This is a genomic window from Anoxybacillus sp. ST70 (assembly GCF_019553625.1).
Taxonomy (GTDB): Bacteria; Bacillota; Bacilli; order Bacillales; family Anoxybacillaceae; genus Anoxybacillus; species Anoxybacillus gonensis.
In genome coordinates this window covers 142,097-165,119 of sequence record NZ_JAHZOF010000006.1, presented here as the reverse complement: position 1 = coordinate 165,119, position 23,023 = coordinate 142,097, and the positions used below count along the sequence as shown (strand labels likewise).

General features: G+C 42.0%; 24 protein-coding genes. 19 read left to right on the top strand and 5 right to left on the bottom strand.

Going from position 1 to position 23,023, the window contains the following annotated elements:
• The first annotated feature begins 10 nt into the window (after positions 1-10).
• The 13 genes from K1I43_RS10035 (at position 11) to K1I43_RS09975 (ending at position 12,030) form a co-directional block, all read left to right on the top strand.
• The gene (locus K1I43_RS10035) at positions 11-1,390 is read left to right on the top strand and encodes an APC family permease (RefSeq protein ID WP_033383436.1); all 1,380 of its coding nucleotides are present in this window, start codon (positions 11-13) and stop codon (positions 1,388-1,390) included.
• Between the two features lie 89 nt (positions 1,391-1,479).
• Complete coding sequence (locus K1I43_RS10030) at positions 1,480-3,105, top strand: thiamine pyrophosphate-binding protein (RefSeq protein WP_019417798.1); 1,626 nt, start codon at positions 1,480-1,482, stop codon at positions 3,103-3,105.
• The gene (locus tag K1I43_RS10025; protein WP_019417797.1) at positions 3,102-4,577 is read left to right on the top strand and encodes an aldehyde dehydrogenase family protein; all 1,476 of its coding nucleotides are present in this window, start codon (positions 3,102-3,104) and stop codon (positions 4,575-4,577) included. The genes K1I43_RS10030 and K1I43_RS10025 overlap by 4 nt, the downstream gene beginning before the upstream one ends.
• Positions 4,578-4,590: 13 nt before the next feature.
• Positions 4,591-5,739 (top strand): saccharopine dehydrogenase family protein, encoded by a 1,149-nt coding sequence (locus tag K1I43_RS10020; RefSeq protein ID WP_019417796.1) that lies wholly within the window; start codon positions 4,591-4,593, stop codon positions 5,737-5,739.
• 98 nt (positions 5,740-5,837) lie between these two features.
• Positions 5,838-6,650, top strand: coding sequence for an electron transfer flavoprotein subunit beta/FixA family protein (locus K1I43_RS10015; protein ID WP_019417795.1), 813 nt, complete (start codon positions 5,838-5,840; stop codon positions 6,648-6,650).
• A gap of 12 nt (positions 6,651-6,662) precedes the next feature.
• Positions 6,663-7,712 (top strand): electron transfer flavoprotein subunit alpha/FixB family protein, encoded by a 1,050-nt coding sequence (locus tag K1I43_RS10010; protein ID WP_009361405.1) that lies wholly within the window; start codon positions 6,663-6,665, stop codon positions 7,710-7,712.
• A complete protein-coding gene (locus K1I43_RS10005) occupies positions 7,705-9,000 on the top strand; it encodes an FAD-dependent oxidoreductase (RefSeq protein WP_009361404.1) in 1,296 nt (431 codons plus the stop codon). Before K1I43_RS10010 ends, K1I43_RS10005 begins: the two co-directional genes overlap by 8 nt.
• Positions 8,982-9,284 carry a ferredoxin family protein gene (locus tag K1I43_RS10000; protein ID WP_006319754.1) on the top strand — a complete coding sequence of 101 codons (303 nt, stop codon included), beginning with the start codon at positions 8,982-8,984 and terminating at the stop codon, positions 9,282-9,284. Before K1I43_RS10005 ends, K1I43_RS10000 begins: the two co-directional genes overlap by 19 nt.
• Before the next feature lie 5 nt (positions 9,285-9,289).
• Positions 9,290-9,490 carry a hypothetical protein gene (locus tag K1I43_RS09995; protein ID WP_019417794.1) on the top strand — a complete coding sequence of 67 codons (201 nt, stop codon included), beginning with the start codon at positions 9,290-9,292 and terminating at the stop codon, positions 9,488-9,490.
• 81 nt (positions 9,491-9,571) lie between these two features.
• The gene (locus K1I43_RS09990; protein WP_019417793.1) at positions 9,572-9,796 is read left to right on the top strand and encodes a hypothetical protein; all 225 of its coding nucleotides are present in this window, start codon (positions 9,572-9,574) and stop codon (positions 9,794-9,796) included.
• 228 nt (positions 9,797-10,024) lie between these two features.
• Positions 10,025-10,327 (top strand): hypothetical protein, encoded by a 303-nt coding sequence (locus K1I43_RS09985; RefSeq protein WP_019417792.1) that lies wholly within the window; start codon positions 10,025-10,027, stop codon positions 10,325-10,327.
• A 79-nt stretch (positions 10,328-10,406) separates the two neighbouring features.
• Positions 10,407-11,240 (top strand): 5'-3' exonuclease, encoded by an 834-nt coding sequence (locus K1I43_RS09980; RefSeq protein WP_019417791.1) that lies wholly within the window; start codon positions 10,407-10,409, stop codon positions 11,238-11,240.
• 13 nt (positions 11,241-11,253) lie between these two features.
• On the top strand, positions 11,254-12,030 hold the full coding sequence (locus K1I43_RS09975; RefSeq protein ID WP_019417790.1) for an SDR family oxidoreductase: 777 nt from the start codon (positions 11,254-11,256) through the stop codon (positions 12,028-12,030).
• Positions 12,031-12,248: 218 nt separating this feature from the next.
• Here K1I43_RS09975 and K1I43_RS09970 read toward each other — a convergent pair whose 3' ends face one another.
• Positions 12,249-13,199, bottom strand: a complete 951-nt coding sequence (locus K1I43_RS09970; protein WP_026011700.1) for an ABC transporter substrate-binding protein — start codon at positions 13,197-13,199, stop codon at positions 12,249-12,251.
• Positions 13,200-13,402: 203 nt separating this feature from the next.
• Here K1I43_RS09970 and K1I43_RS09965 point away from each other — a divergent pair, with 203 nt between their 5' ends.
• From K1I43_RS09965 to K1I43_RS09950, 4 genes are read left to right on the top strand one after another with little or no spacing between them, the layout of a single operon-like run.
• On the top strand, positions 13,403-14,401 hold the full coding sequence (locus K1I43_RS09965) for a FecCD family ABC transporter permease (RefSeq protein WP_026011699.1): 999 nt from the start codon (positions 13,403-13,405) through the stop codon (positions 14,399-14,401).
• Positions 14,398-15,450, top strand: a complete 1,053-nt coding sequence (locus tag K1I43_RS09960; protein ID WP_019417787.1) for a FecCD family ABC transporter permease — start codon at positions 14,398-14,400, stop codon at positions 15,448-15,450. The genes K1I43_RS09965 and K1I43_RS09960 overlap by 4 nt, the downstream gene beginning before the upstream one ends.
• A gap of 12 nt (positions 15,451-15,462) precedes the next feature.
• Entirely contained in the window at positions 15,463-16,275 is an 813-nt protein-coding gene (locus K1I43_RS09955) for an ABC transporter ATP-binding protein (protein ID WP_019417786.1), read from the top strand.
• On the top strand, positions 16,275-16,991 hold the full coding sequence (locus K1I43_RS09950) for an IucA/IucC family C-terminal-domain containing protein (protein ID WP_020424554.1): 717 nt from the start codon (positions 16,275-16,277) through the stop codon (positions 16,989-16,991). Before K1I43_RS09955 ends, K1I43_RS09950 begins: the two co-directional genes overlap by 1 nt.
• A gap of 39 nt (positions 16,992-17,030) precedes the next feature.
• Here K1I43_RS09950 and K1I43_RS09945 read toward each other — a convergent pair whose 3' ends face one another.
• The 3 genes from K1I43_RS09945 to K1I43_RS09935 form a co-directional block, all read right to left on the bottom strand.
• A complete protein-coding gene (locus tag K1I43_RS09945; RefSeq protein ID WP_019417784.1) occupies positions 17,031-18,272 on the bottom strand; it encodes a glutamate-5-semialdehyde dehydrogenase in 1,242 nt (413 codons plus the stop codon).
• 21 nt (positions 18,273-18,293) lie between these two features.
• A complete protein-coding gene (proB, locus tag K1I43_RS09940; protein ID WP_019417783.1) occupies positions 18,294-19,412 on the bottom strand; it encodes a glutamate 5-kinase in 1,119 nt (372 codons plus the stop codon).
• Positions 19,413-19,720: 308 nt separating this feature from the next.
• The gene (locus tag K1I43_RS09935) at positions 19,721-20,188 is read right to left on the bottom strand and encodes a DUF1640 domain-containing protein (protein WP_136260211.1); all 468 of its coding nucleotides are present in this window, start codon (positions 20,186-20,188) and stop codon (positions 19,721-19,723) included.
• Positions 20,189-20,339: 151 nt separating this feature from the next.
• On the opposite strand from K1I43_RS09935, the gene K1I43_RS09930 reads away from it, so the two are divergent.
• Together K1I43_RS09930 and K1I43_RS09925 are read left to right on the top strand one after the other, a co-directional pair.
• Positions 20,340-21,242, top strand: coding sequence for an ABC transporter ATP-binding protein (locus tag K1I43_RS09930; protein WP_136260210.1), 903 nt, complete (start codon positions 20,340-20,342; stop codon positions 21,240-21,242).
• On the top strand, positions 21,232-22,461 hold the full coding sequence (locus K1I43_RS09925; protein WP_220382659.1) for an ABC transporter permease: 1,230 nt from the start codon (positions 21,232-21,234) through the stop codon (positions 22,459-22,461). Before K1I43_RS09930 ends, K1I43_RS09925 begins: the two co-directional genes overlap by 11 nt.
• 24 nt (positions 22,462-22,485) lie before the next feature.
• On the opposite strand, the gene K1I43_RS09920 is transcribed toward K1I43_RS09925, so the two are convergent.
• Positions 22,486-22,962, bottom strand: coding sequence for a PCYCGC domain-containing protein (locus K1I43_RS09920; protein WP_019417779.1), 477 nt, complete (start codon positions 22,960-22,962; stop codon positions 22,486-22,488).
• Positions 22,963-23,023: the final 61 nt, after the last annotated feature.

Genomic DNA, 23,023 nt, shown 5'->3' with positions numbered 1-23,023 from the left:
GGGATATGTAATGGATCAACAGTTTCATAAAGTATTAACGAAATTAGATGTGTTGTTATTGGCATTTGGAGCGATGATCGGTTGGGGATGGGTTGTGCTTTCAGGTACGTGGATTACGAGTGCAGGTTCACTCGGAGCGATCATTGCCTTTTTAATCGGGGGAATTCTTGTTATTTTTGTTGGTTTGACATATGCGGAGTTGTCATCAGCCATGCCGAAAGTCGGCGGGGAACATTATTTCGTTTTGCGAGCTCTCGGACCTAAGGCTTCGTTTATCGCTGCTTGGGCAATTGCTCTTGGCTATTTATCAGTTGTAGCATTTGAAGCTGTTGCGCTCCCAACAGTGATTGAGTACTTATTCCCAACATTTAAATTTGGCTATCTTTGGACGATTGCAGGTTGGGATGTGAATGTCTCATGGGTGATGATTGGCATGATCGGTTCAATCATCATTACATGGATCAACTATCGTGGGGTAAAAAGCGCAGCCTTTTTGCAAGTCGTATTGACGTTTGTCATCTTTCTTGTTGGTATGGCACTTTTAAGTGGCTCACTCATAAATGGAGAAACATCAAATTTACAGCCATTATTTAAAGATGGGTCGGCCGGCTTACTCGCTGTGTTAGTTATGACTCCATTTATGTTTGTCGGTTTTGACGTCATTCCTCAAACAGCAGAAGAAATGAAAATTCCACAACGTTCGATTGGAAAAATTCTCATTTTATCTGTCGCTTTAGCTGTTTTGTTTTATGTCGCGGTTGTTTTCGCAGTATCATACATTTTGCCGGATGATGTCTTGACAAACTCATCGCTTCCAACAGCGGACGCGATGGCTGTAGCATTAGGTAGTTCGTTTTTCTCAAAGGTGCTCATCATCGGAGGATTGGCTGGCATTTTAACAAGCTGGAACGCGTTTATTATCGGGGGTAGCCGCGTGCTTTATGCGATGGCACAAGAAAGATTTCTTCCACAATGGTTTGCCCGCATTCATCCAATATACAAAACACCATCCAATGCGATCTTATTCATTGGAACGCTCGCCACATTCGCTCCTCTACTCGGCAGACCAATGCTTGTTTGGCTTGTAGATGCAGGAGGTTTTTCAATCATCATTGCTTATTTCCTTGTTGCTTTATCATTTATTGCATTGCGCAAAAAAGAACCAAATATGCCACGTCCGTTTCAAGTCGGTCAATCATCAGCTGTCGGTTGGATCGCGCTCGTATTGTCGATCGGATTTATTTTCTTATACATGCCAGGTATGCCATCTCAGCTTGTCTGGCCGTATGAGTGGCTCATATTTATGGGATGGTGGGTGATTGGGGCATTTTTTATCGTGCGAATAAAAACGAAAACAATGGAGCAAACAGAACATGTACATCGGATGTAGAGGGGCGAATATGCTCCTCTTTTTGTTTGTGAGGTCATAAAACGATTTCATTTGTGTATACATGATACAAAAAGAAAGGAGGGCTTGTAGTGAATGCAGCGGAGGCGATCGTTCAATGTTTAAAAAGTGAGGACATTTCTCATGTTTTTTGTGTGCCGGGGGAAAGTTATTTACCGATCCTTGATGCCCTTTTTTCTGAGAAAACGATCCAACTCATTTCTGCTCGTCATGAAGGCGGCGCCGCATTTATGGCAGAAGGATATGCGAAAGCGAGCAAAAAAGTCGGTGTGGTGATGGCGACAAGAGGGGTAGGAGCAACAAATGCTGCCATCGGTATTCATACAGCAAGACAAGATTCGACGCCAATGGTTGTATTGTTAGGACAAGTTGCGCGATCGTTTCGGGGGCGTGAAGGCTTTCAAGAAATAGATGTTGAAGCATGTTTTCGTCCTCTAGCCAAATGGGCAGTAGAGATTGACGATGCACAAAGGTTGCCGGAGCTGTTGACACGGGCGTTTCGAATTGCTCAAACAGGAAGGCCTGGGCCCGTTGTCGTTGCGCTTCCTGAAGATGTTCTTCATGAACAAGTCGATCACGTGACGTTTTCAAAAACGATTGTTCCAAAACCAGCACCGAACGAGGAGGATATTCAACGCATTGAGCAGTCGTTGCGGTCAGCGAGGCGACCGGTTGTCATTGCGGGTGGAGGAATTATATGGTCAAAAGCCATAGACGTCCTTCGTTTATTTGCGGAAAAATGGTCACTTCCCGTCATGTCTTCTTTTCGTCGACATGATGTATTTCCAAACGATCATCCTCTTTACGTTGGTCATCTTGGTTTAGGAACGCAACGAGCGATCATTGAAACGGTGGAACAAGCAGATGTTGTTTTAGCCATCGGTACGCGCTTGTCAGAAGTGACGACACAAGATTATAAGTTATTATCGACGCAACAGCTCATTCATATTGATATCGATTACGATGTCATCGGTGTAACATATTCTCCGCATATTGGTGTTGTTTCTGATGCGAAAGAGGCGTTAAGTCGGTTGTTAAATATTCAACTTCACCCGTCATGGACAGATTGGGTACAAGAACGGCGGAAAACATACGAACGATTTTCGTCACTTCCGTCCATGAAACGGAATGTAAACGAAGAAATGATCCACATCCTTCAACATCTTCTCCCATCCGAAGCGATCATTACAAATGATGCGGGCAATTTCGCAAGTTGGCTCCATTCATTTTTTCAATTTCAGCAACATACATATATTGGGCCAACATCAGGAGCGATGGGATACGGATTACCAGCAGCGATTGGTGCGAAATTGGCAAATCCACATCGTCCCGTCGTTTCATTAAGCGGAGATGGCGGGTTTATGATGACGATCCAAGAGCTGGAAACAGCCGTTCGATATAACATTCCTATCATTAGTGTGGTGTTTAACAATCAAATGTACGGAACGATTCGCATGTATCAAGAGCTTCGTTATCCAAAGCGCGTCATTGGAACAGATTTCAGCAATATATCGTTTGCAAGTATAGCGCGTTGCTTCGGAACTGATAGTATGCGTGTAGAAACAGGAGAACAATTTTCATCCGCGTTTACTACAGCACTCCAAAACAATAAGCCAACTGTGATTGAAGTCATGACAGATCCGAACATATTATCTCCATTTTTAACAATTGAACAGGCGAGGGGTGGAAAGCAATGAAAGTATTAAACTATATAGACGGACGATGGGTGTCATCGGTCAGCAATCAGTTTGTGCCGATTGTGAATCCTGCGAATGGTGAGTGTATTGGAGAAGTGACGATATCAAACGAACAAGATGTCGAACAGGCGGTGTTGGCGGCAAAACGAGCCCAAAAAGCATGGGCACTCGTTCCTGCACCAAAACGAGCTGAAGTGCTTTATAAGGTGGGCATGTTACTACAAGAGCGAAAAGAACAAATGGCTCGCCTATTAACGATGGAAATGGGAAAAGTGATTGAGGAAGCGCGTGGAGAAGTACAAGAAGGAATTGATATGGCGTTTTACATGGCAGGGGAAGGGAGACGGTTATTTGGCGATACAACTCCGTCAGAGTTACCGAATAAGTTCGCAATGAGCGTCCGTGCGCCGATTGGTGTCGTCGGATTAATCACCCCTTGGAACTTTCCAATCGCCATTGCAACGTGGAAGTCATTTCCTGCTATCGTTGCCGGCAATGCAGTTGTTTGGAAACCAGCGCTAGAAACACCAATCATGGCACAGCAACTTGCGCAAATATTTGAGGAGGCAGGTTTACCAAACGGTGTATTTAATGTGGTACATGGACGCGGTTCTGTAGTGGGTGAAGCGCTTGTTGAGCATCGAGATGTAAAAGTCATTTCGTTTACAGGATCCAATGAAGTTGGACGGCGCATTGCGGAAACGTGTGGACGTCATTTGAAAAAAGTATCGCTTGAAATGGGTGGGAAAAATGCCATTATTGTCATGGATGATGCCGATGTAGCGCTTGCTGTAGAAGCCATTATATGGAGTGCTTTTGGTACATCAGGTCAGCGTTGTACCGCATGTAGCCGAATTATTGTTCATGAACATGTAAAAAAACAAGTAGAAGAACGGTTACTCGCAGCGATAAGCACATTAACAGTTGGGAACGGCTTAGAGGAAGGAGTAAAAGTCGGACCAGTTATTAATCAAGATGCGTTACAAAAAATTCATCATTACGTTCAAATCGGAAGAAATGAAGGGGCAACGTTACTTGCAGGTGGGTATATGCTGCAAGATGAGCCATACAAAGGTGGATTTTATTACGCTCCAACGTTGTTCACAAACGTTACACCGACGATGAGAATTGCGCGAGAGGAAATTTTCGGTCCAGTCACATCGATTATATCCGTTCGTAGTTTAGAAGAAGCGATTGAAGTGAATAACAGCGTTGATTATGGGCTTTCTAGTGCCATTTTTACACGTGATATTCATCGAGCGTTTACGGCGATGCGTGATTTTGATACGGGCATTGTATATGTGAATGCAGGAACGACAGGAGCAGAAATTCATTTGCCTTTTGGTGGAACGAAAGGAACAGGCAACGGACATCGTGATTCAGGTGTCGCAGCACTCGATGTATTTACGGAGTGGAAAAGCATTTACGTTGACTATAGTGGCAAATTACAACGCGCTCAAATTGATGTGTGAAGGAGGTTAGACGATGAATGTCATTGTTCTTGGAGCAGGTTTAATGGGAAAAGAAGCGGTGCGAGATTTAATTGAACAGCAAGGGGTATTATCCGTAACACTTGCGGATGTCGATGAGGAGAAAGCGAAAAACGTTCAACGTTCGTTGGCATCAGAAAAAGTGAAAGTGAAGCGAGTGGATGCAGCGAATGATCAAGAACTGCAGGCTGCGATGCATGGGCATGATGTAGCCATTAATGCACTTTTTTATACGTTTAACGAAAAGGTAGCGAAAGCGGCCATTGAAACGGGTGTGCACGCAGTAGACTTGGGTGGGCATATCGGGCATATGACAGATCGTGTCCTCGCTTTACACGAACAAGCAAAACGAGCAGGCGTTACGTTAATTCCAGATTTAGGTGTTGCTCCCGGAATGATTAATATTTTAACAGGATATGGAGCGAGTCAACTGGATCGCGTTCATACCATTAAATTATATGTTGGCGGTATTCCTCTTCGGCCAGAACCGCCGCTTGGATATAATCACGTCTTTTCGCTTGAAGGTTTACTCGATCATTACACCGATCCATCCTTAATTATTCGTGATGGACAAAAGCAACAAGTACCGTCTTTATCGGAAGTTGAAACGATTTATTTTGAGCGTTTTGGACCGCTTGAAGCGTTCCATACCTCAGGAGGAACATCGACGTTGTCGCGTTCTTACCCGCATGTAAAATGTTTGGAATATAAAACGATTCGCTATCCTGGTCATGCAGAAAAATTTCAGCTTCTTGTCGATTTACAATTCACGCGTCGAGACTACGAAGTAGAAGTCGATGGAGTGATCGTACGTCCGCGTGACGTATTGTTAAAAGTACTTACGCCACTTTTAGATTTAAAAGAAAAAGACGATGTCGTTTTATTGCGCGTAATTGTATCGGGGGAAAAAGATGGGAAAGAAAGAACGTACGAGTACGAAATGGTAACGGAGAAAGACCGTCAAAAACAAGTCACGGCAATGGCACGTTCAACGGCCTATACAGTTTCTGTCGTTGCACAAATGATTGGCGACGGAACGATTCAAAAGCGTGGGGCGTATCCACCAGAACAAATTGTTCCGGGAGATCGCTATATTGAAGAAATGGTTCGTCGCGGTGTTGTTATTCGTGCGACTATTCATTGAAATTGTGAACAAAATGGTAAATTTTCTGATTGTTATGACGGCTAATTTATTTATTATGCTAGAATATGTATACATGAAATAGATTTGGAGGTGAACATATGCTACATATTGTAGCTTGTATTAAGCAAGTGCCAGATACGAAAATTATTAAAATGAACCCGAAAACGAACACGATGGACCGGGCGAGTGCTCCTGCTATTTTAAACCCGTATGATGCGCATGCGGTAGAAGAAGCTGTTCGTTTAAAAAAGAAGTACGGTGGAATCGTATCTGTTTTAACAATGGGTCCTCCACCAGCAGTAAAAGCCATTAAAAAATGTATCGAGCTCGGGGCAGATGAAGGGTATATGATTTCAGACCGAGCATTTGCCGGAGCTGATACGCTCGCTACAAGCTATGCGCTTACAAAGGCGCTCGAAAAAATCGCCAAACATCGTCCGATTGACCTCATCATTTGTGGAAAAATGACGATCGATGGGGATACAGGTCAAGTCGGACCTGGCATTGCCCGTCGTTTAAACATTCCTCCTCTAACTGGTGTAAACAAAGTTGTTGAAGTGAATAAAGAAAAAGGGTATGCGATCGTTCATCGTAAATTAGAAGATGGTTATGAAGTGGTGAAATCGCAATTACCTTGTTTGTTTACTGTAGAAAAAGACATCAATGACATCTCCTTTGCACCATTGCCAAACATGATTAAAGCCGCACGATATCAACCAACGATTTGGACTGCAGACGACTTAGAAGATGTTGACCGCAAACAACTAGGATTGAAAGGATCTCCAACAATTGTATCAAAAGTATGGGCACCACCGAAGCCAGAAGGTGGAAAAATATTAACAGGAACAAAAGAAGAGCAAGTAAACGAACTGTTGTCTATTATACTTGAGAAAAAAGAGCTTTTTGTATAGGGGGAGTAGCGCATGAATTTCGATGATTATCGGGGGATATGGATATACATTGAAGTGAAAGATGGGCAAATTGCTCCTGTATCGTTAGAATTATTAGGAGCAGGACGGGCGCTGGCAGATAAACGTAAAACAGAGCTCGCAGGAGTTTTAATTGGTAGAGGTGTAAAAGCACTTGCCTCAACACTTTTTCAATATGGTGCAGACGTTGTATATGTATATGATGATCCAATTTTTGAACATTACCGAACAGAACCATATATGCGCGCTTTGCTCGATTGTTGCCATAAACATAAACCAGAAGTCATTTTATATGGGGCGACGCCATCTGGAAAAGATTTAGCGAGCGCCATCGCAACCGATTTACCGACAGGGTTAACAGCGGATACGACAATACTTGATATTGAAGAAGATACAGGGTTATTGTTAGCGAGCCGCCCGGCGTTTGGCGGAAATATTATGGCAACGATTTTATGTAAAAAATATCGTCCACAAATGGCAACTGTTCGTCCAAAAGTAATGAAAGCGCTACCGCCAGATCCGTCGCGCACAGGTCGCGTGATCGAGGAGCATATTGAGTTACACGAAGAAGAAATGCGGACGAAAGTGTTACAGATTGTGAGAGAGACAGCGAAAAAAGTGCGTATTGACGAAGCGGACATTGTTGTTGCTGGCGGAAAAGGGATGGGCAGCAAAGAAGGATTCCAACTCATTCATCAGCTCGCAGAAGTGCTTGGTGGTGCCGTTGGAGCGAGCCGTGATGTTGTAGAGGCAGGATGGATTGACCATCATCACCAAGTCGGGCAAACCGGTGTGACTGTCACGCCGAAAATTTATTTTGCGATCGGCATTTCTGGAGCAATTCAGCACGTTGTAGGCATGCAAAATTCGGAGCTCATTATCGCCATCAATAAAGACCCGAACGCTCCGATTTTCCAATCATGCCACTACGGTATAGTCGGCGATGCGTTTGAAATTGTCCCGCTTTTAATTGAACGATTGAAAGAAGAAATTCCGAAGATAAAAGCAGCTGCCGATGTGAAGGAGGAGATCCGCCATGCCTGAAAAATTTGATTGTATCGTTGTTGGCGCAGGACCAGCTGGAACAGCTTGTGCCTATGAACTAGCAAAAGCAGGGGTTCACGTGCTACTTTTAGAGCGCGGTGAATATCCAGGAGCGAAAAACGTCATGGGCGGTGTATTATACCGAAAAATGATGGAAGATATTATCCCAGAGTTTTATAAAGAAGCACCGCTAGAACGCCCAATCGTCGAGCAGCGGTTTATGATGATGGATAAAGAATCGGCGGTAACGTTTAGTTACAAAGGATTAGAGTGGGGACGAGAGCCGTATAACAATTTCACCGTATTGCGCGCCAAATTTGACCAGTGGTTTGCCGAAAAAGCAGTCGAACAAGGAGCATTGCTCGTTTGTGAAACGGTAGCGGTCGAATGTATCGTCGAAAACGGCCGCGTCATCGGTGTCCGCACAGACAGACCAGATGGCGACATTTACGCGGATGTAGTCGTGTTAGCAGACGGCGTCAACTCGCTCTTAGCGAAACAGCTTGGGTTTCATCGCGAATGGCGGCCAGATGAAGTCGCTTTAGCGACGATGGAAATTTTAAAACTAGATAAAAACGTGATTGAAGACCGCTTTAATCTTGAAGCCGACCAAGGCTGTACAATTGAGATTTTTGGCGATGCGACAAAGGGGATTTTAGGAACAGGATTTTTATATACGAATAAAGATACGCTCAGCATCGGTGTCGGTACGCTTTTATCTGGATTAATTAAACATAAAATCAAGCCGTATGAGCTACTTGAGTATGTGAAAAATCATCCGATGATTCGTCCATACATTCAAGGAAGTGAACCTGTCGAATATTTAGCGCACTTGATCCCAGAAGGTGGTTATCATTCCATTCCGAAAGTGGCAGGCAACGGAGTGCTTGTTGTTGGGGATGCGGCACAGCTTGTCAATGCGATTCATCGCGAAGGTTCCAATATGGCGATGACTTCTGGTCGGTTAGCGGCAGAAACAATCATTATGGCAAAAGAGCAAAACGACTTTTCCGAAAGCATGCTTGATCAATACCGAATGAAACTGATGGAAAGCTTTATTGGGCAAGACTTGAAAAAATATAAAGATGCGACCCATCATTTTGAATCGTTCCCACAATATTTTGAACAATACATCCCGATGCTCAACCGCGCAGCAAGCCAAATGTTTACGGTGGACGGGGCATCGAAATGGGAAAAACAGAAAAAAATTTGGCGTGATCTCGGCTCGACGAAACAAAAGTTTAAGCTGGCACGCGATATGATGAAAGCATGGAAGGTGATGAAATGATGAAGGCGCAAACGATTGAAGAAAAGCAATATTTAGTTCGCTTTAATGCGGATACGAAATCGCATCTTCACGTGCTTGATGACAACATTTGTTTAACGAAATGTCCCGATAAAATTTGTACCATTTTTTGTCCAGCAGCTGTTTATAAATGGGAAGATATTCGCATGCATGTTGGCTATGAAGGCTGTCATGAGTGCGGCAGCTGTCGCATTGGCTGTCCGCACGAAAACATTCGGTGGGAATATCCACGCGGTGGTCATGGCATCGTCTTCCGTCTAGGGTGATCGCTATGTTTCACATCGGAGACTGCGTCGTCTATCTGGATGGAACGAGAGGCATTGTGCTAGAAGTAACCGATGATCGTTGCCACGTCTTATGGGAAGATTACTTCGTCAGCTGGGAGAAAAAAGCGTTATTAACAGTCGATGAAGAACTAACAAAAAAACAAACGATTCGCGGTTCTTCTCATGTGAGCCACCCTTTATCGTAGGGTGGTTTTTTGTTTCTTTATATACAATTTGTTATAAAAAAGGGATTGGTGTATATATAAAAATAAAGGAGTATTATTCGAATGATTAGAACTGTTGTTTTCGTCTTGGTTAGTTTACTCTTGATTGGTTGTACAGGAACAAAGTCTTTTGAAGGAACGCTTTATAGTATTGGAGAAAATTATTTTGTCGTGGACTGTTCCCATGAAGTAAAGAAAAGGAAAAATAACGTAGAGGATATAAGCTATCCTTGTACAGTCCGAATCACAGATCAAACAAAATTCAGTGATGAAGATGGCAACAAATGAAGTGTTGACGACTTTACGGAAGAAGTAACTGTGAAAGTTATTCTTGCCACTCCTCAGATTATGAGTCAAAGTAAAGAAAGCAGAGACATTGAGGCTAGGGAGATTATATTGTTTAATCAATAGAAAAATTGTCCGTTCGGTCACAGATTGGAAGAAAAAGGGATGGTCAAAGAAGCGTAGGAGTTTGCCACTCTTTTTCTTTTATCCAGATAATAAAGGAAGTGAGTTATGAAACTATTTTTCAAAAAAGTTTTCCTGTCGATTGTGTTGTTTTCCTTAGCGCTTTCACTATTCAGTTCATGGTCGTTTACGTGGGCTGTTTTTCCATTTGCGTTGTTGCTCATTTTGCTTGTTTGTATAGTGACAGAAGGTGTTCTTTTGTTTTTCGATAAGAAATTTCATTCGGCAGTCGTTTTTATCATTGCAACGCTTGTATCCATTCCGTTTTATCCGTCTGTTGCTTTTGTCGTACCGATTTACATCGGAGCAGTTGGATACGATATCGGAAGAAGATTATTTGCAGAAGGCTAGCTTCATTATTTCCACCATCCCATCTGGGGTGGTTTTTTGTTATACTTGTTTCATCGATACATAGAAAGGATAACGAGTGATGGAACGAAAGCATTTGTTATTGATTGACGGGATGGCGTTATTGTTTCGGTCGTTTTATGCGACGGCGCCGCGATGGATGATGAATAGCCGTGGGGTGCCGACGAATGCGGTATATGGGGTAGTGAAACATATTGAAGCGGCGACAAATGTGCTTCAACCGACGCATGTCGTCTGTTGTTGGGATATGGGAAGTACGACGTTTCGCACCGAATGGTTTCCGGACTATAAGGCGAATCGTGGCGAGCCGCCGCATGAATTAATTCCGCAGTTTGATTTGGCAAAAGAAGTGGTCGCGATGTTAGGTATTCCGAATATCGGTGTGCTCGGTGCCGAAGCGGACGATTGCATCGGCTCGCTTGTGAAGCAATATCGTGAGGAGATGCGCATTTCGATTATGACCGGAGATCGTGATTTATTTCAGCTTCTTTCCGAGCGTGTCACGGTTTACTTATTGGCTAAAGGAATCGGCAACTATGAAGCGTATACGCTCGACCGTTTTATTGAAGAAAAAGGGATTCAGCCACAGCAACTTATTGATGTCAAAGCGCTCATGGGTGATCCGAGCGACAATTATCCAGGTGTACGTGGCATTGGAGAAAAACAAGCGGTTAAACTCATTCAACAATATGGATCAATTGAAGGAATCATCGCAAATTTAGCGAACTTAACAAAAGCGCAACAACAAAAAATAACAACACATCTCGACTTGCTTCATTTATCGCGCAAACTGGCAGCCATTCATTGTGACATTCCGATTCAATTAGAGTTGGAAGAGGCGAAATGGCATGATGAGCGTAAGCGGTTTGCGGAAGTGTTAGAAGCGATTCGGTAAGAGGTGAATACGTTTGAAAACATTAAAAGGAAAAAAGGCAGTAGTCACAGGGGTGAGCCGGAAACATGGAATCGGTGCGGCAATTTGTGAGGCGCTAGCCGAAGCAGGGGCAGATATTTTTTTCACGTACTGGAGCGCATACGACCGTACGATGCCGTGGGGGATGGAGCAAGACGAACCGCTTCACATTCAACGAAAGCTAGAAGCGCTCGGTGTCGTGTGCCATTCCTTCGAGCTCAATTTATCTAAAGAAGAAGCACCGCAAGTATTGCTCGATAAGGTGTGCGAGGTGTTTGGTGTACCGGATATTTTAGTAAACAACGCTTGCTATTCTGTTTCGCTTCCATATTCATCGTTAACAAGCGAAATGCTCGACCGACACTATTTTGTCAATGTCAGAGCGCCAATCATGTTAAGTGTGGCATTTGCCAATATGTTTGAAAAGCCACAAGGTGGACGAATTATTATGATGACATCGGGGCAGTCGCTTGGTCCAATGCCGGGAGAAAGCGCATATGTGGCAACAAAAGGGGCGATCGATGCGTTTGTCAAAACGTTCGCCGTCGAAGTAGCCGAAAAAAAGATAACCGTAAACGCCATCAACCCAGGACCTACCGATACAGGATGGATGAACGAAGAACTAAAACAGTACCTTCTTTCGAAATTTCCGTTCGGTCGAATCGGCACACCAAACGATGCTGCGCGTCTCGTTCGCTTTCTAGCAAGCGACGAAGCAGAATGGATTACTGGACAGATCATCCATTCGGAAGGTGGATTTGTGCGGGGATGAAGCGTAGTGGATTTCGCATAAAATGGTGGCGAGTTGCTCTCCTTATTATACTTAAGATGGAGAACTGGAGGATTGCAGGCTGTTTTTTCATTTTTAGTAACAGGTGTTTTTCTTATTATCGTTACTTTCTTCATCGCATGGCCTATTGTCTGATTGCTCCTTTTCTTTCAAAAGAGATTTTAACCAGCCCCACGCGGAGGCTGGCTTTTGTATATGTGCTATTGGTTTAGGAAATACTTTTCAATATCATCAAGCATATCGTTCGCCGCCAGAACCCCACCGGCTGTATTCCAAATGGCGTCACTCACTTTGTACACTTTTCCTTGTTTCGCTACGTTTAAATTTTTGAAAAGCGGATCGTTAATCCATTCATCTTCTACTTTTGTCGCTGCTCCATCTCCTTCTTCATATGTGAAATAAAAGAGAATATCGCCATCCATTGCTGGAATTCGTTCTTTCGTTACACCTTTTTCCGCAAAATCGTTGATATTTTGTGACTCAGGGCGTGCAAATCCTAATTGATCTAAAATAACGCCAGAGAAGGAGTCTTTGTGATAGATGCGTACATCTCCAGCCATAAAGCGGACGATGGAAACTTTCATCTGTAGCTTGTCTCCTAACTTCGCTTTCAAATCTTCAATACGTTGGTCGTACGCGGCCATGATCTCTTTTCCTTTTTCTTCTTTATTGACTGCTTTTGCATAGAGCATGAAGTTTTCTTTCCAGTTCCCTTTTAACGTTTCAGAAAAAACAGTTGGAGCAATAGCGTTTAATTGCTCATAAATTTTTTCTTGACGTAGTTTGTTACCAATAATTAGGTCTGGTTTTAATGAAGCGATTGCTTCTAAATTTGGCTCACTTTCCGTTCCAATCTCTTTTACGCCATCCATTTGATCTTTGATATGATCATACCAAGGATCTCCAAGCCACGATTTAACAGCACCGACTGGTTTTACACCTAATGCTAATAAAGCTTCTGTTCCTTCGTTCGTTAAAATAACAACGCGTTTAGGTGCACCTTTTATTTCAGTTGTGCCCATCGCATGCTCGACTGTATAAGTTACAGGTTTTTCTTCATCTTGCTTTGTCGTTGTTTCTTCGTTCGAACCGTTGCAAGCGCTAAGAACGAAAAGAAGAACAATCATCAGCATAAAAGAAAGTTTTTTCATATGTACGCCTCCTATTTGAAAATGATTTTCGTTAACGAATAAAATAATAATATGAATGATAATCATTGTCAATTAAATTATATAATTGAATTATAATTTACTTGCCGAGATTTCAAATAATCTAATAAATTCATTGACACTGATATTCGATATCAAATAGACTTTATATGAGGCTACAAATCATAGTAAGGAGATTATCTACAATGTTAGAAAACAGTACAAAACGGTTGGTTGGACTGCTTTTATTTGTACTTATATTTTTTATTAGTATGTGGATGAGTATCATTTATGGTTACACAGATACAAGCTATCGAGCGGCAATCGAGGCGCTGATGAATAAAGGTATTTCTAACGAACATCTTGTTATTAATACGGTTCGTTTGCCACGTGCCCTCATTGGCGCGGCTGTTGGGGCAAGTTTAGCCATGGCAGGGGCACTTATGCAGGCTTTAACTAAAAATCCCCTCGCTTCGCCTGGGATTTTTGGAATTAATGCAGGGGCGGGGTTTCTAATTGTGTTATGTGTAACCTTCTTTCAAGTTAGTTCGCTTCACATGTTCGCATCGCTCGCTTTAATTGGTGCTACACTCGCAGCAATCATTGTATTTATCATCAGTTCAGTTGGAAAAGAAGGGATGACACCGATTAAATTAACGTTAGCAGGAACAGCTGTAGCGACACTTTTTGCTTCTCTTACACAAGGATTGTTAGTTGTAAATGAAAAAGCGTTAGAAGAGGTGTTGTTTTGGTTGGCGGGATCTGTTTCAGGACGAAAGTTAGAGATGTTAACTTCTGTTCTTCCTTACTTTCTCATTGCGTGGATTGGTTCTTTTTTATTAGCTTCAAAGATTAACATTATCATGCTAGGAGATGATGTAGCAAAAGGATTGGGACAACGTACGAACTTTGTCAAGTTAATTATGGCTATTTTTATTGTTTTGTTAGCAGGAAGTTCTGTGGCAGTAGCTGGGCCAATAGGTTTTATAGGAATTATTGTTCCTCATATTGCTCGAGCATTTGTCGGGAATGATCACCGTTGGCTACTTCCGTATTGTGCTTTCATTGGGGGAAGTCTCTTAAACTTTGCAGACATTGGAGCTCGGTATATATTGATGCCGCAAGAAGTGCCTGTCGGAATTATGACGGCATTTATCGGGGTTCCATTTTTTATTTATGTTGCCCGTAGGGGGATTTTAAAATGAGAAAGTACATACCATTTCGAGTGGGAAACAATATTTCATTTTTAATTGACAAAAAAGCGATGACGACTTGCTTAGTGCTACTAATGATTTCTATTTTTTTGTTTCTTCTTAGTACAGGAATTGGAGAAATGTATATTTCCCCAGTAAATGTTATAAACACGCTATTAGGTAGTGGAAGTGAAATGGATGAGATTGTAATTTATTCATTTCGTCTACCTCGAATGATTATCGCCTTTTTTGCGGGAATGTCTTTAGCTGTAGCTGGTGCTATTCTTCAAGGAATGATTCGCAATCCGCTTGCTTCTCCAGATGTACTTGGGATGACAAGTGGCGCAGCCGTAGTCGTTGTTTTATTTTTAACGATATTTAGTGATAAAAATGGATCGCTTATCATTAGTATTCACTGGTTGCCTTTAGGTGCTTTTATAGGGGCCACGATCGCCGTTTTTCTTGTGTATATGCTAGCTTGGAAAAACGGGGTGTCCCCGATTCGTCTCGTCTTGATCGGGATAGGGATATCTGCGCTCATGCAAGCTTTTACTACTATGCTCATGCTCATTGGACCGATTTATCGGGCGAGTCAAGCAAATATTTGGATTACTGGAAGTGTATATGGGGTTTCTTGGAAACAAGTGATGATTTTCATGCCTTGGGCTCTTTTGTTGTTACTTATTAGTTTCATTTCCGCTCGACAAGTAAATATTCAAGAATTAGGTGAGGAGCTTGCGGTTAGCGCAGGTGTTTCTTTGCAAAAACAGCGCTTGTTTCTCCTTTTATTAAGCACGGCGCTAACAGGGGGAGCTGTAGCATTTGTTGGAGGGGTTGGCTTTGTTGGATTGATGGCTCCGCATATGGCACGAAGATTAGTAGGATCTTCTTTTGGAGGGATGCTGCCAATAGCAGCTTTGTTAGGCGGCATTCTCGTATTGCTTGCGGATTTATCGGGACGGACACTGTTTGCTCCACTAGAAATTCCAGCTGGTGTATTTACCGCAGCAATTGGGGCCCCTTATTTTATTTATTTATTGTATAAAAATCGAAATGCGTAGTGAGGTGAAAATATGACCATTTTACAAACAAAGTCACTTACACTTTCTTATGGAAACTCAATCGTCATTGATGAGCTAAATATGAGCATTCCAAAAGGGGAAATTACTGTTTTAATTGGTGCAAATGGATGTGGAAAATCAACGTTATTACGGTCGTTAGCTAGATTACTAAAACCGATTGGTGGAACGGTATTGCTGGAAGGAAAAGAGATCACAAAAATGCCCACAAAAGAAGTAGCAAAAAAGATGGCCATTTTACCGCAGTCGCCAGCCGTTCCAGAAAGTTTGACCGTTTTGCAACTTGTTAAGCAAGGTCGTTATCCACACCAAACATGGTTAAAACAATGGTCAAAAGAGGATGAAGATGCGGTTAAGCACGCACTTCAAGCAACTGGCATGATACAGTTCGCAGAGCGTTCGGTTGACTCTCTCTCAGGAGGACAGCGCCAACGTGCATGGATTGCGATGACATTGGCGCAACATACAGAAGTCATTTTGCTAGATGAACCGACAACTTATTTAGATGTGGCACATCAAATCGAAATTCTTGATTTATTGTTTACATTACATGAACAAGAAAAGCGAACGATTGTCATGGTGCTTCATGACTTAAACTTGGCGTGCCGTTATGCCCATCATATCGTTGCCATCCGCGACAAAACCGTATATGCACAAGGGAAACCGGAGAAAATTATTTCACGTCAACTTGTCAAAGATGTTTTTCAGCTTGACTGTGAAGTAATTTACGACCCTTTATTTGGAACACCTCTTTGTATTCCATATGGAAGAGGTAGATACCTTTTGGATAGGGAAGGAGTATCATGATGAATCTTTCTGAAAATGAAGTGAAACAGTTAGAGAGATTTCGTTTTTCAAAAAAACGTATGATTTCTCCTTTATCTATTCGGCTTGATCAACTGCATGATGAAAGGGAACTCGCTATATATTTACAACTTGTGCAGCAAAAAATTGGTGCTCGAAATCAAATGGTTTCTGCTTCTATATTCATGAAAAGATATAGCTTTTTTATAGCCATCGTTTTATATGCAATGTCTGTATGGAATAAACGTCTTTCATCGTCTTTTCAGCAAATATGGATGGAAACAGATATTGAATCAAAAATGTGGATGCCTACTTTTCGCTTTGAGTCTCTTACATATACAACAGTTAGTGAAAATCGTGACAAATGGCGTACGCAAATCATTGAGCATCTTTTTGCAGGGCATCTTGCTTTGTTAATTGAACAGTTGCGGAAAACTACGCATATTTCACCGTTAATCCTATGGGAAAACGTCTCGATTTATATAATCTGGCTATATGAAACATTAATAGGGGAAAACGAGTGCTGCGATGTACGTCAACAAATTTATGACGATTTTCTATTTGTTGTGCAAAAAGCAGATGGCAAGTTGTTCGGTCCATATTCTCAAAATCCGTTATATCGTTTTTGGAAAGGAGAAAGTCGTATTCAAAGGACAACGTGTTGTCTTTTTTATCAAACAACTAAGCAATCTCATTGTAAAATATGTCCCATTAGATAAAATGAAATAGAGAAACCAGCCCCACGCGGAGGCTGGTTGTTATTTTCGCACTTGTCCACTCCCATACACGAGCGTTTTCGTTGTTGTGATGGCGCGTAAGCCCATCGGTCCACGGGCGTGCAGTTTTTGCGTGCTAATGCCGATTTCGGCGCCGTATCCGAACTGTTCGCCGTCGGTAAAGCGAGTGGAGGCGTTATGGTACAATACAGCGGCATCGACGCGAGCAAAAAATTGTTCTACATGTTCGTTGCATTCGGAAATAATCGCTTCAGAATGTTTCGTTCCGTATCGTTCGATGTGTTCAATCGCTTCGTCCACCGCTTCAACGAGCTTCACCGCCAAAATGGGTGCTAGAAATTCGGTTGCCCAATCTTCTTCTTTTGCCTCACGGACAAACGGATATGTATCGGCAAGTTGTTTGTCCGCACGCAATTCGACTCCTTTTTCGTGCAACGTTTCAAGCAATTCTTTTATATACGGCCATTGTTTATGAACAATCACCGTTTCGACTGCATTGCAGACAGATGGACGTTGCAGTTTCGCATTGATGACGATATCGATCGCCATTTCTTTTTCCGCGGAATCGTCGATAAAAATATGGCAATTACCGACACCTGTTTCTAATACAGGAATCGTTGCGTTTTCGACGACTGACTGAATAAGTCCTGCACCGCCACGTGGAATGAGGACATCTACATATTCTTTTAGACGAAACATTTGTTGAGCGGTTTCACGGCTTGTATCTTCTAACAGTTGAATGGCGTCTGTCGGAATTTTCGACTGTTTTAATGCTTGTTGCATCACGGAAACAAGTGCTTTATTTGAGTGAATGGCGGAAGAACTGCCCCGCAACAAGACGGCATTTCCCGTTTTTAAACAAAGGCTAGCCGCATCGACGGTGACGTTTGGCCGCGCTTCGTACACCATCCCAACGACGCCAAATGGTACACGAATTTGTTTTAAGATGAGCCCATTTGGTCGCGTCCATTGTTCAATTGTTTCCCCAACCGGATCTGGCAGATCAACGACTTGGCGGACACCATCAGCGATTTGCTGAATGCGTTCTTCCGTGAGTTGCAGCCGATCAAGCAAGGAAGGAGAGAGCCCGTTTTCTTTTCCGATTGCCATGTCTTTTTCGTTTTCTTGTAAAATGTACCCCGTTTGTGCAATTAACGCTTCTGCAATCATCGCGAGCGCGTTGTTTTTTTCTTCTGTTGATAACATTGCTAATTGACTGGCCGATTGCTTTAATTTTTTCGCTTTGATGATTAATTCACTCATTCGTTTTCGCTCCTTTCGTTTTTAGCAGACAGATGTCTTTTTGAAGCATACTAAGTTGTCGCGATGAATAACTTCTGGGCGATGGTGGAAAGAATATCGTTTCGCTTCCTCGCTTGAAAGACCTTTTACTTTCGCTAAATCGCCCGCCGCATAATATACTTGCCCTCTAGCAATTACATCGCCTTTTTGATTGACGACATTGACGACATCAAGCGCTTGAAATGAGCCAAATACGTTTGTTACACCGGCTGGTAATAAACTTTTTCCTTTATGCAAAAGGGCTGTTTCTGCTCCTTCATCAATTTCAATTGCTCCTGCGACTTCGGAATGGTACGCGATCCATTGTTTACGCATTTGCATATGTTCTTGAAAAGGGGAGCCGATATACGTCCCGTCGCCTTTTCCTTCTAAAATATGTTGCAATTTTTCTTTGCCAGCCCCTGTGCCGATAAAAACGCTAACACCGAAAGAAAGAGCCTTTTGCGCCGCAAGAAGTTTTGATTTCATTCCCCCAGTTCCAACCGTTGAGCCGCTTCCACCTGCTTGGGAAATGAGTTCGTCGGTGATTTCTGATAGAAAATGATATTTTTTTGCTTCAGGATGTTTTGGATTTTGGTCGTATAACCCGTTAATGTCTGTTAAAATGACGAGGGCATCTGCATGTAAAAATCCACTGACAAGCGCCGACAATAAATCGTTATCCCCAAACGTCAACTCTTCAACGGAAACAGAGTCGTTTTCGTTAATAATCGGAAGCACGCCTCGTTCTAACAGTGTAGAAATCGTCGCAAATAAGTTACGAAATCGCTCGCGGTCGTAAAAATCGGCGCGCGTTAACAACAATTGTCCAGTGACGATGCCAAATGAACGAAAGGCTGAAATGTAGCTTTGCATAAGCACCCCTTGACCGACTGAGGCGGCTGCTTGTTTTCCAGCAATCGTTTTCGGCCGCGAACGATACCCAAGCAACCCAAACCCAGCGGCGACCGCGCCAGAGGAAATGAGAATGACATCATGTCCGAGTTGTTTCATATACGCAAGCGCTTCGACATGTCCGCGTAGTTTTTGTTCTGAGAGTGTCCCGTTTTTTTCTGCTAATGAGCTACTCCCGATTTTAACGACAATTCGCTTCTTTTTCACGATTTCTCTCCTTTCTTAAAATAAAAACGCTTCTCCGCCCTTATATAGAAAAGGACGGAAAAGCGTTGTTTCCGCGGTACCACCTTTTTTGGCGCAAAGCGCCCACCTCTTGCCCCGTAACGCGGGGAGACGACTTATGTTTGCATAAGCGGCCATGTAGGGTAGGTTCAACCGACTTCCTGTGAGGAACCTTCCAGCCTATGAGTTCCACTCTCTTGCACATTCCATCGGTTTACTTGTCCCGTGCCTTTTTCGCTTATTATATTTTTTAGAATTATGAAACAAAAAAGCGAAGATGTCAACGGATTTTACGACTGTTTGGATAAAAGACGAAGTTTTCGCTCGTGTTGGAGTGTTTTGGAAGAAAGCAGATCAACGGTTTCTTGTGTATCTGATAGCTCGTCTCGTAAGTGATCGATTTTTTCGTTGAGTTGTTTAAATTGTTCGTTCGTCTCTTGCTTCAATTCATCAATTTTTGCTTCTAATTTGCTTTCCACCGCATACATTTCCGTCCGGAGCTGATTGCCCATTTCTTGTATTTCGGTCCGGAGCTGGTTGCCCATTTCCTGCATTTCCGTCCGGAGCTGGTTGCCCATTTCTTGCATTTCTGTCCGGAGCTGGTTGCCCATTTCCTGCATTTCCGCTCGGAGTTGGTTACCCATCTCCTGCATTTCCATCCGGAGTTGATTGCCCATCTCTTGCATTTCAGCATGAATTTTGTCTGAAAATAGTTCGAGCGCTTTCACAATTTCTTTTACCATTGTTTCTTTCTCCACTTTGATTCACCTCCTCTTTATTTTTCATTATAAATGAATGAAGGACAAGAAAGAAGTATGTTTCTCATCATTTTTTGAACATAAAAAGTAAATATATGAAACTTTTACCTAGGTTTATACGTTATAATGAAATAAAGGAGGAGTGAGAAACATGGGTTTAGTTTTACAACATGTGACAAAACAGTTTGGTTCGTTTGTAGCAGTGGATGACGTAACATTATCTATTCCAGAACAGCGTATGTTTGGGTTTCTTGGAGCGAATGGAGCAGGAAAAACGACAACATTTCGAATGATTTTAGGGTTGCTTGAGCCGACGAAAGGGGAGATTACATGGAACGGTGAACGCATCACATATAAGCATAGCCATCTCATTGGATATCTGCCGGAAGAAAGAGGATTGTACCCAAAGTTAAAAGTAAGAGAACAACTCATTTATTTAGGAAGATTGCGAGGGTTACATAAAGAAGACATTGTAAAAGAAATGCGTCATTGGCTTGAGCGTTTTAAAATACCACAATACGAACATCAAAAAGTAGAACAATTATCAAAGGGCAATCAACAAAAAATTCAATTTATCGCAGCGGTGTTACATCGTCCGTCACTGCTTATTTTAGACGAACCGTTTAGCGGATTAGATCCAGTAAATGTAGAAATGTTAAAAGAAGCAGTGATTGACTTACAGCAAAAAGGAACAACCATTGTCTTTTCCAGTCATCGGATGGAACATGTCGAACAACTATGTGAACATATATGCATTATGCATAAAGGAAAACCGATTGTGCATGGATCAATAAAAGAGTTAAAGAGATCTTTCGGTAAAAAAAATGTGATCATTCATGGAGAGTTACCGTTTGAAACGTTAGGGAAAATTCCAGGCGTATTGAAAATGGAGAAAACGGTTGAAGGAGTTCGTTTGCAAATAGCTGATGAACACGTATCACAGCACATTCTTGAACACATTTATGCAAAAGGATTCATTCGTACGTTTTCGTTAGAAGAACCGTCGCTTAACGACATTTTTATTGAGAAAGTAGGTGCGGCGTATGAACAATAAATTTTGGATTGTTTTTGCTCATACGTATATGACGAAATTAAAATCAAAGTCTTTTTTCATTTCAACCATGATTACTGCTCTCATTATATTTGGTATTGGTCAGTTAGATCGCATCATTGAAGCGTTTAGCGATAATGGTCAAAAAACAATTGGTGTGATCGATCAAACGAACGGATGGTATGAAGCATTGCAAGCACAAATGCAGTCAAATAAAGAAATAAAACTTGTTCGCCACAATGAAAATGAAGAACAAGCGAAAAAATATGTTCAAGCAGAAAAGTGGTATGCGTATATTGTACTTCATGTACAGAACGGACAACTAAAAGTGGCATATTATGCAAAAAATATTGCAGATAGTGATGTCACGCATGAAATGGAGCAAGCACTACAACAAGTAAAAATTGTGATGATGGCGAAACAAATCGGGTTAACATATGACCAAATCAATGCGCTGTATGCGCCAATTACGATAGAGAAAGTGGCGCTTGAAAAACACGCAAAAACAGAAGAACAATTAGATCAAGCTAGAACGATCGTGTACGTTTTGCTGTTTGCGATGTATATGTTCGTGTTAATGTACGGAAGTATGATTATGATGGAAGTAGCAACAGAAAAGTCATCACGCATTATGGAAATTTTAATTTCAAGCATTTCACCCGTTCAACAATTATTCGGGAAAATTTTAGGGATTGCTTTGTTGAGTTTGACGCAGTTTGTTGTGATTTTCACTGTCGGTTATACATCGCTGCAAAATAGCGATATGTTAAGTCAGTTACTTGGAATGGAAAAACTACCGCTTTCTTTACTTGTATACGGAATGATCTTTTTCTTGCTCGGTTATTTGTTATATGCGATGTTATTTGCTGTGCTCGGCTCGATTGTTAGCCGAGTAGAAGAAGTGCAACAAATGGCCGGTCCTGTGACGATGCTCGTTGTTGCCGCGTTTATTATGGCGATGTTTGGTTTGAATGTACCAGAATCTCCGTTTATTACTGTAATGTCTTTTGTCCCGTTTTTTACTCCGATGATTATGTTTTTAAGAATTGGAATGTTAAATGTTCCAATTTGGGAAATTGTCCTTAGTCTCATTTTGCTCGTTGGAACCATTGCCTTTTTATTCGTGTTCGGATCAAAAATATACCGTGGCGGTGTGCTGATGTACAATCAAGCGTCTTCATGGAAAGACCTTAAACGAGCGTGGCAATTAACGAAAAGATGAAAACCGAGCGGTTGGCTCGGTTTTTTACATTGGTTTTGTTGGTGTTGGTGTTGGTTTCGCATATCCCTCTTTATATGTTTCATCAATGAAATGTCGAATATCTTTGATTGACATTCCTTTTTCATATTGTTCGATTGAAATGGATGCGATTTCTAAACAAACGCCACATTTTGTCGCATGATCGTCCCAGACGATTGCACCGTTGCTTTTGTTTTCATATACAAAACAATCATAATTATTTTCATGGCCTGCCGATTCGCCACAACCGCAATAACAAGGAATGTTTTCTAACAATGCTCGACGTGCTGCTACTTGTTCGTATAAATGGGCCATCGACTCATTGTAAGATGCTAAAAACGACGGAAGTTCATGAACTGAGGCCGTTTCTTCTCGAATATCGCCTGTCTGATGTTCAGCGACATGATCATTTTCCTTTTGTGCACAACCACTGAACAATAAACTGACGGAAAGTATGGAACTAAACATAAATCGTTTTCTCATATGGAACCATCCTTTTCAACAATCATCGTTTTGTCCGACTTTTTTCACTATTTCTTTTATC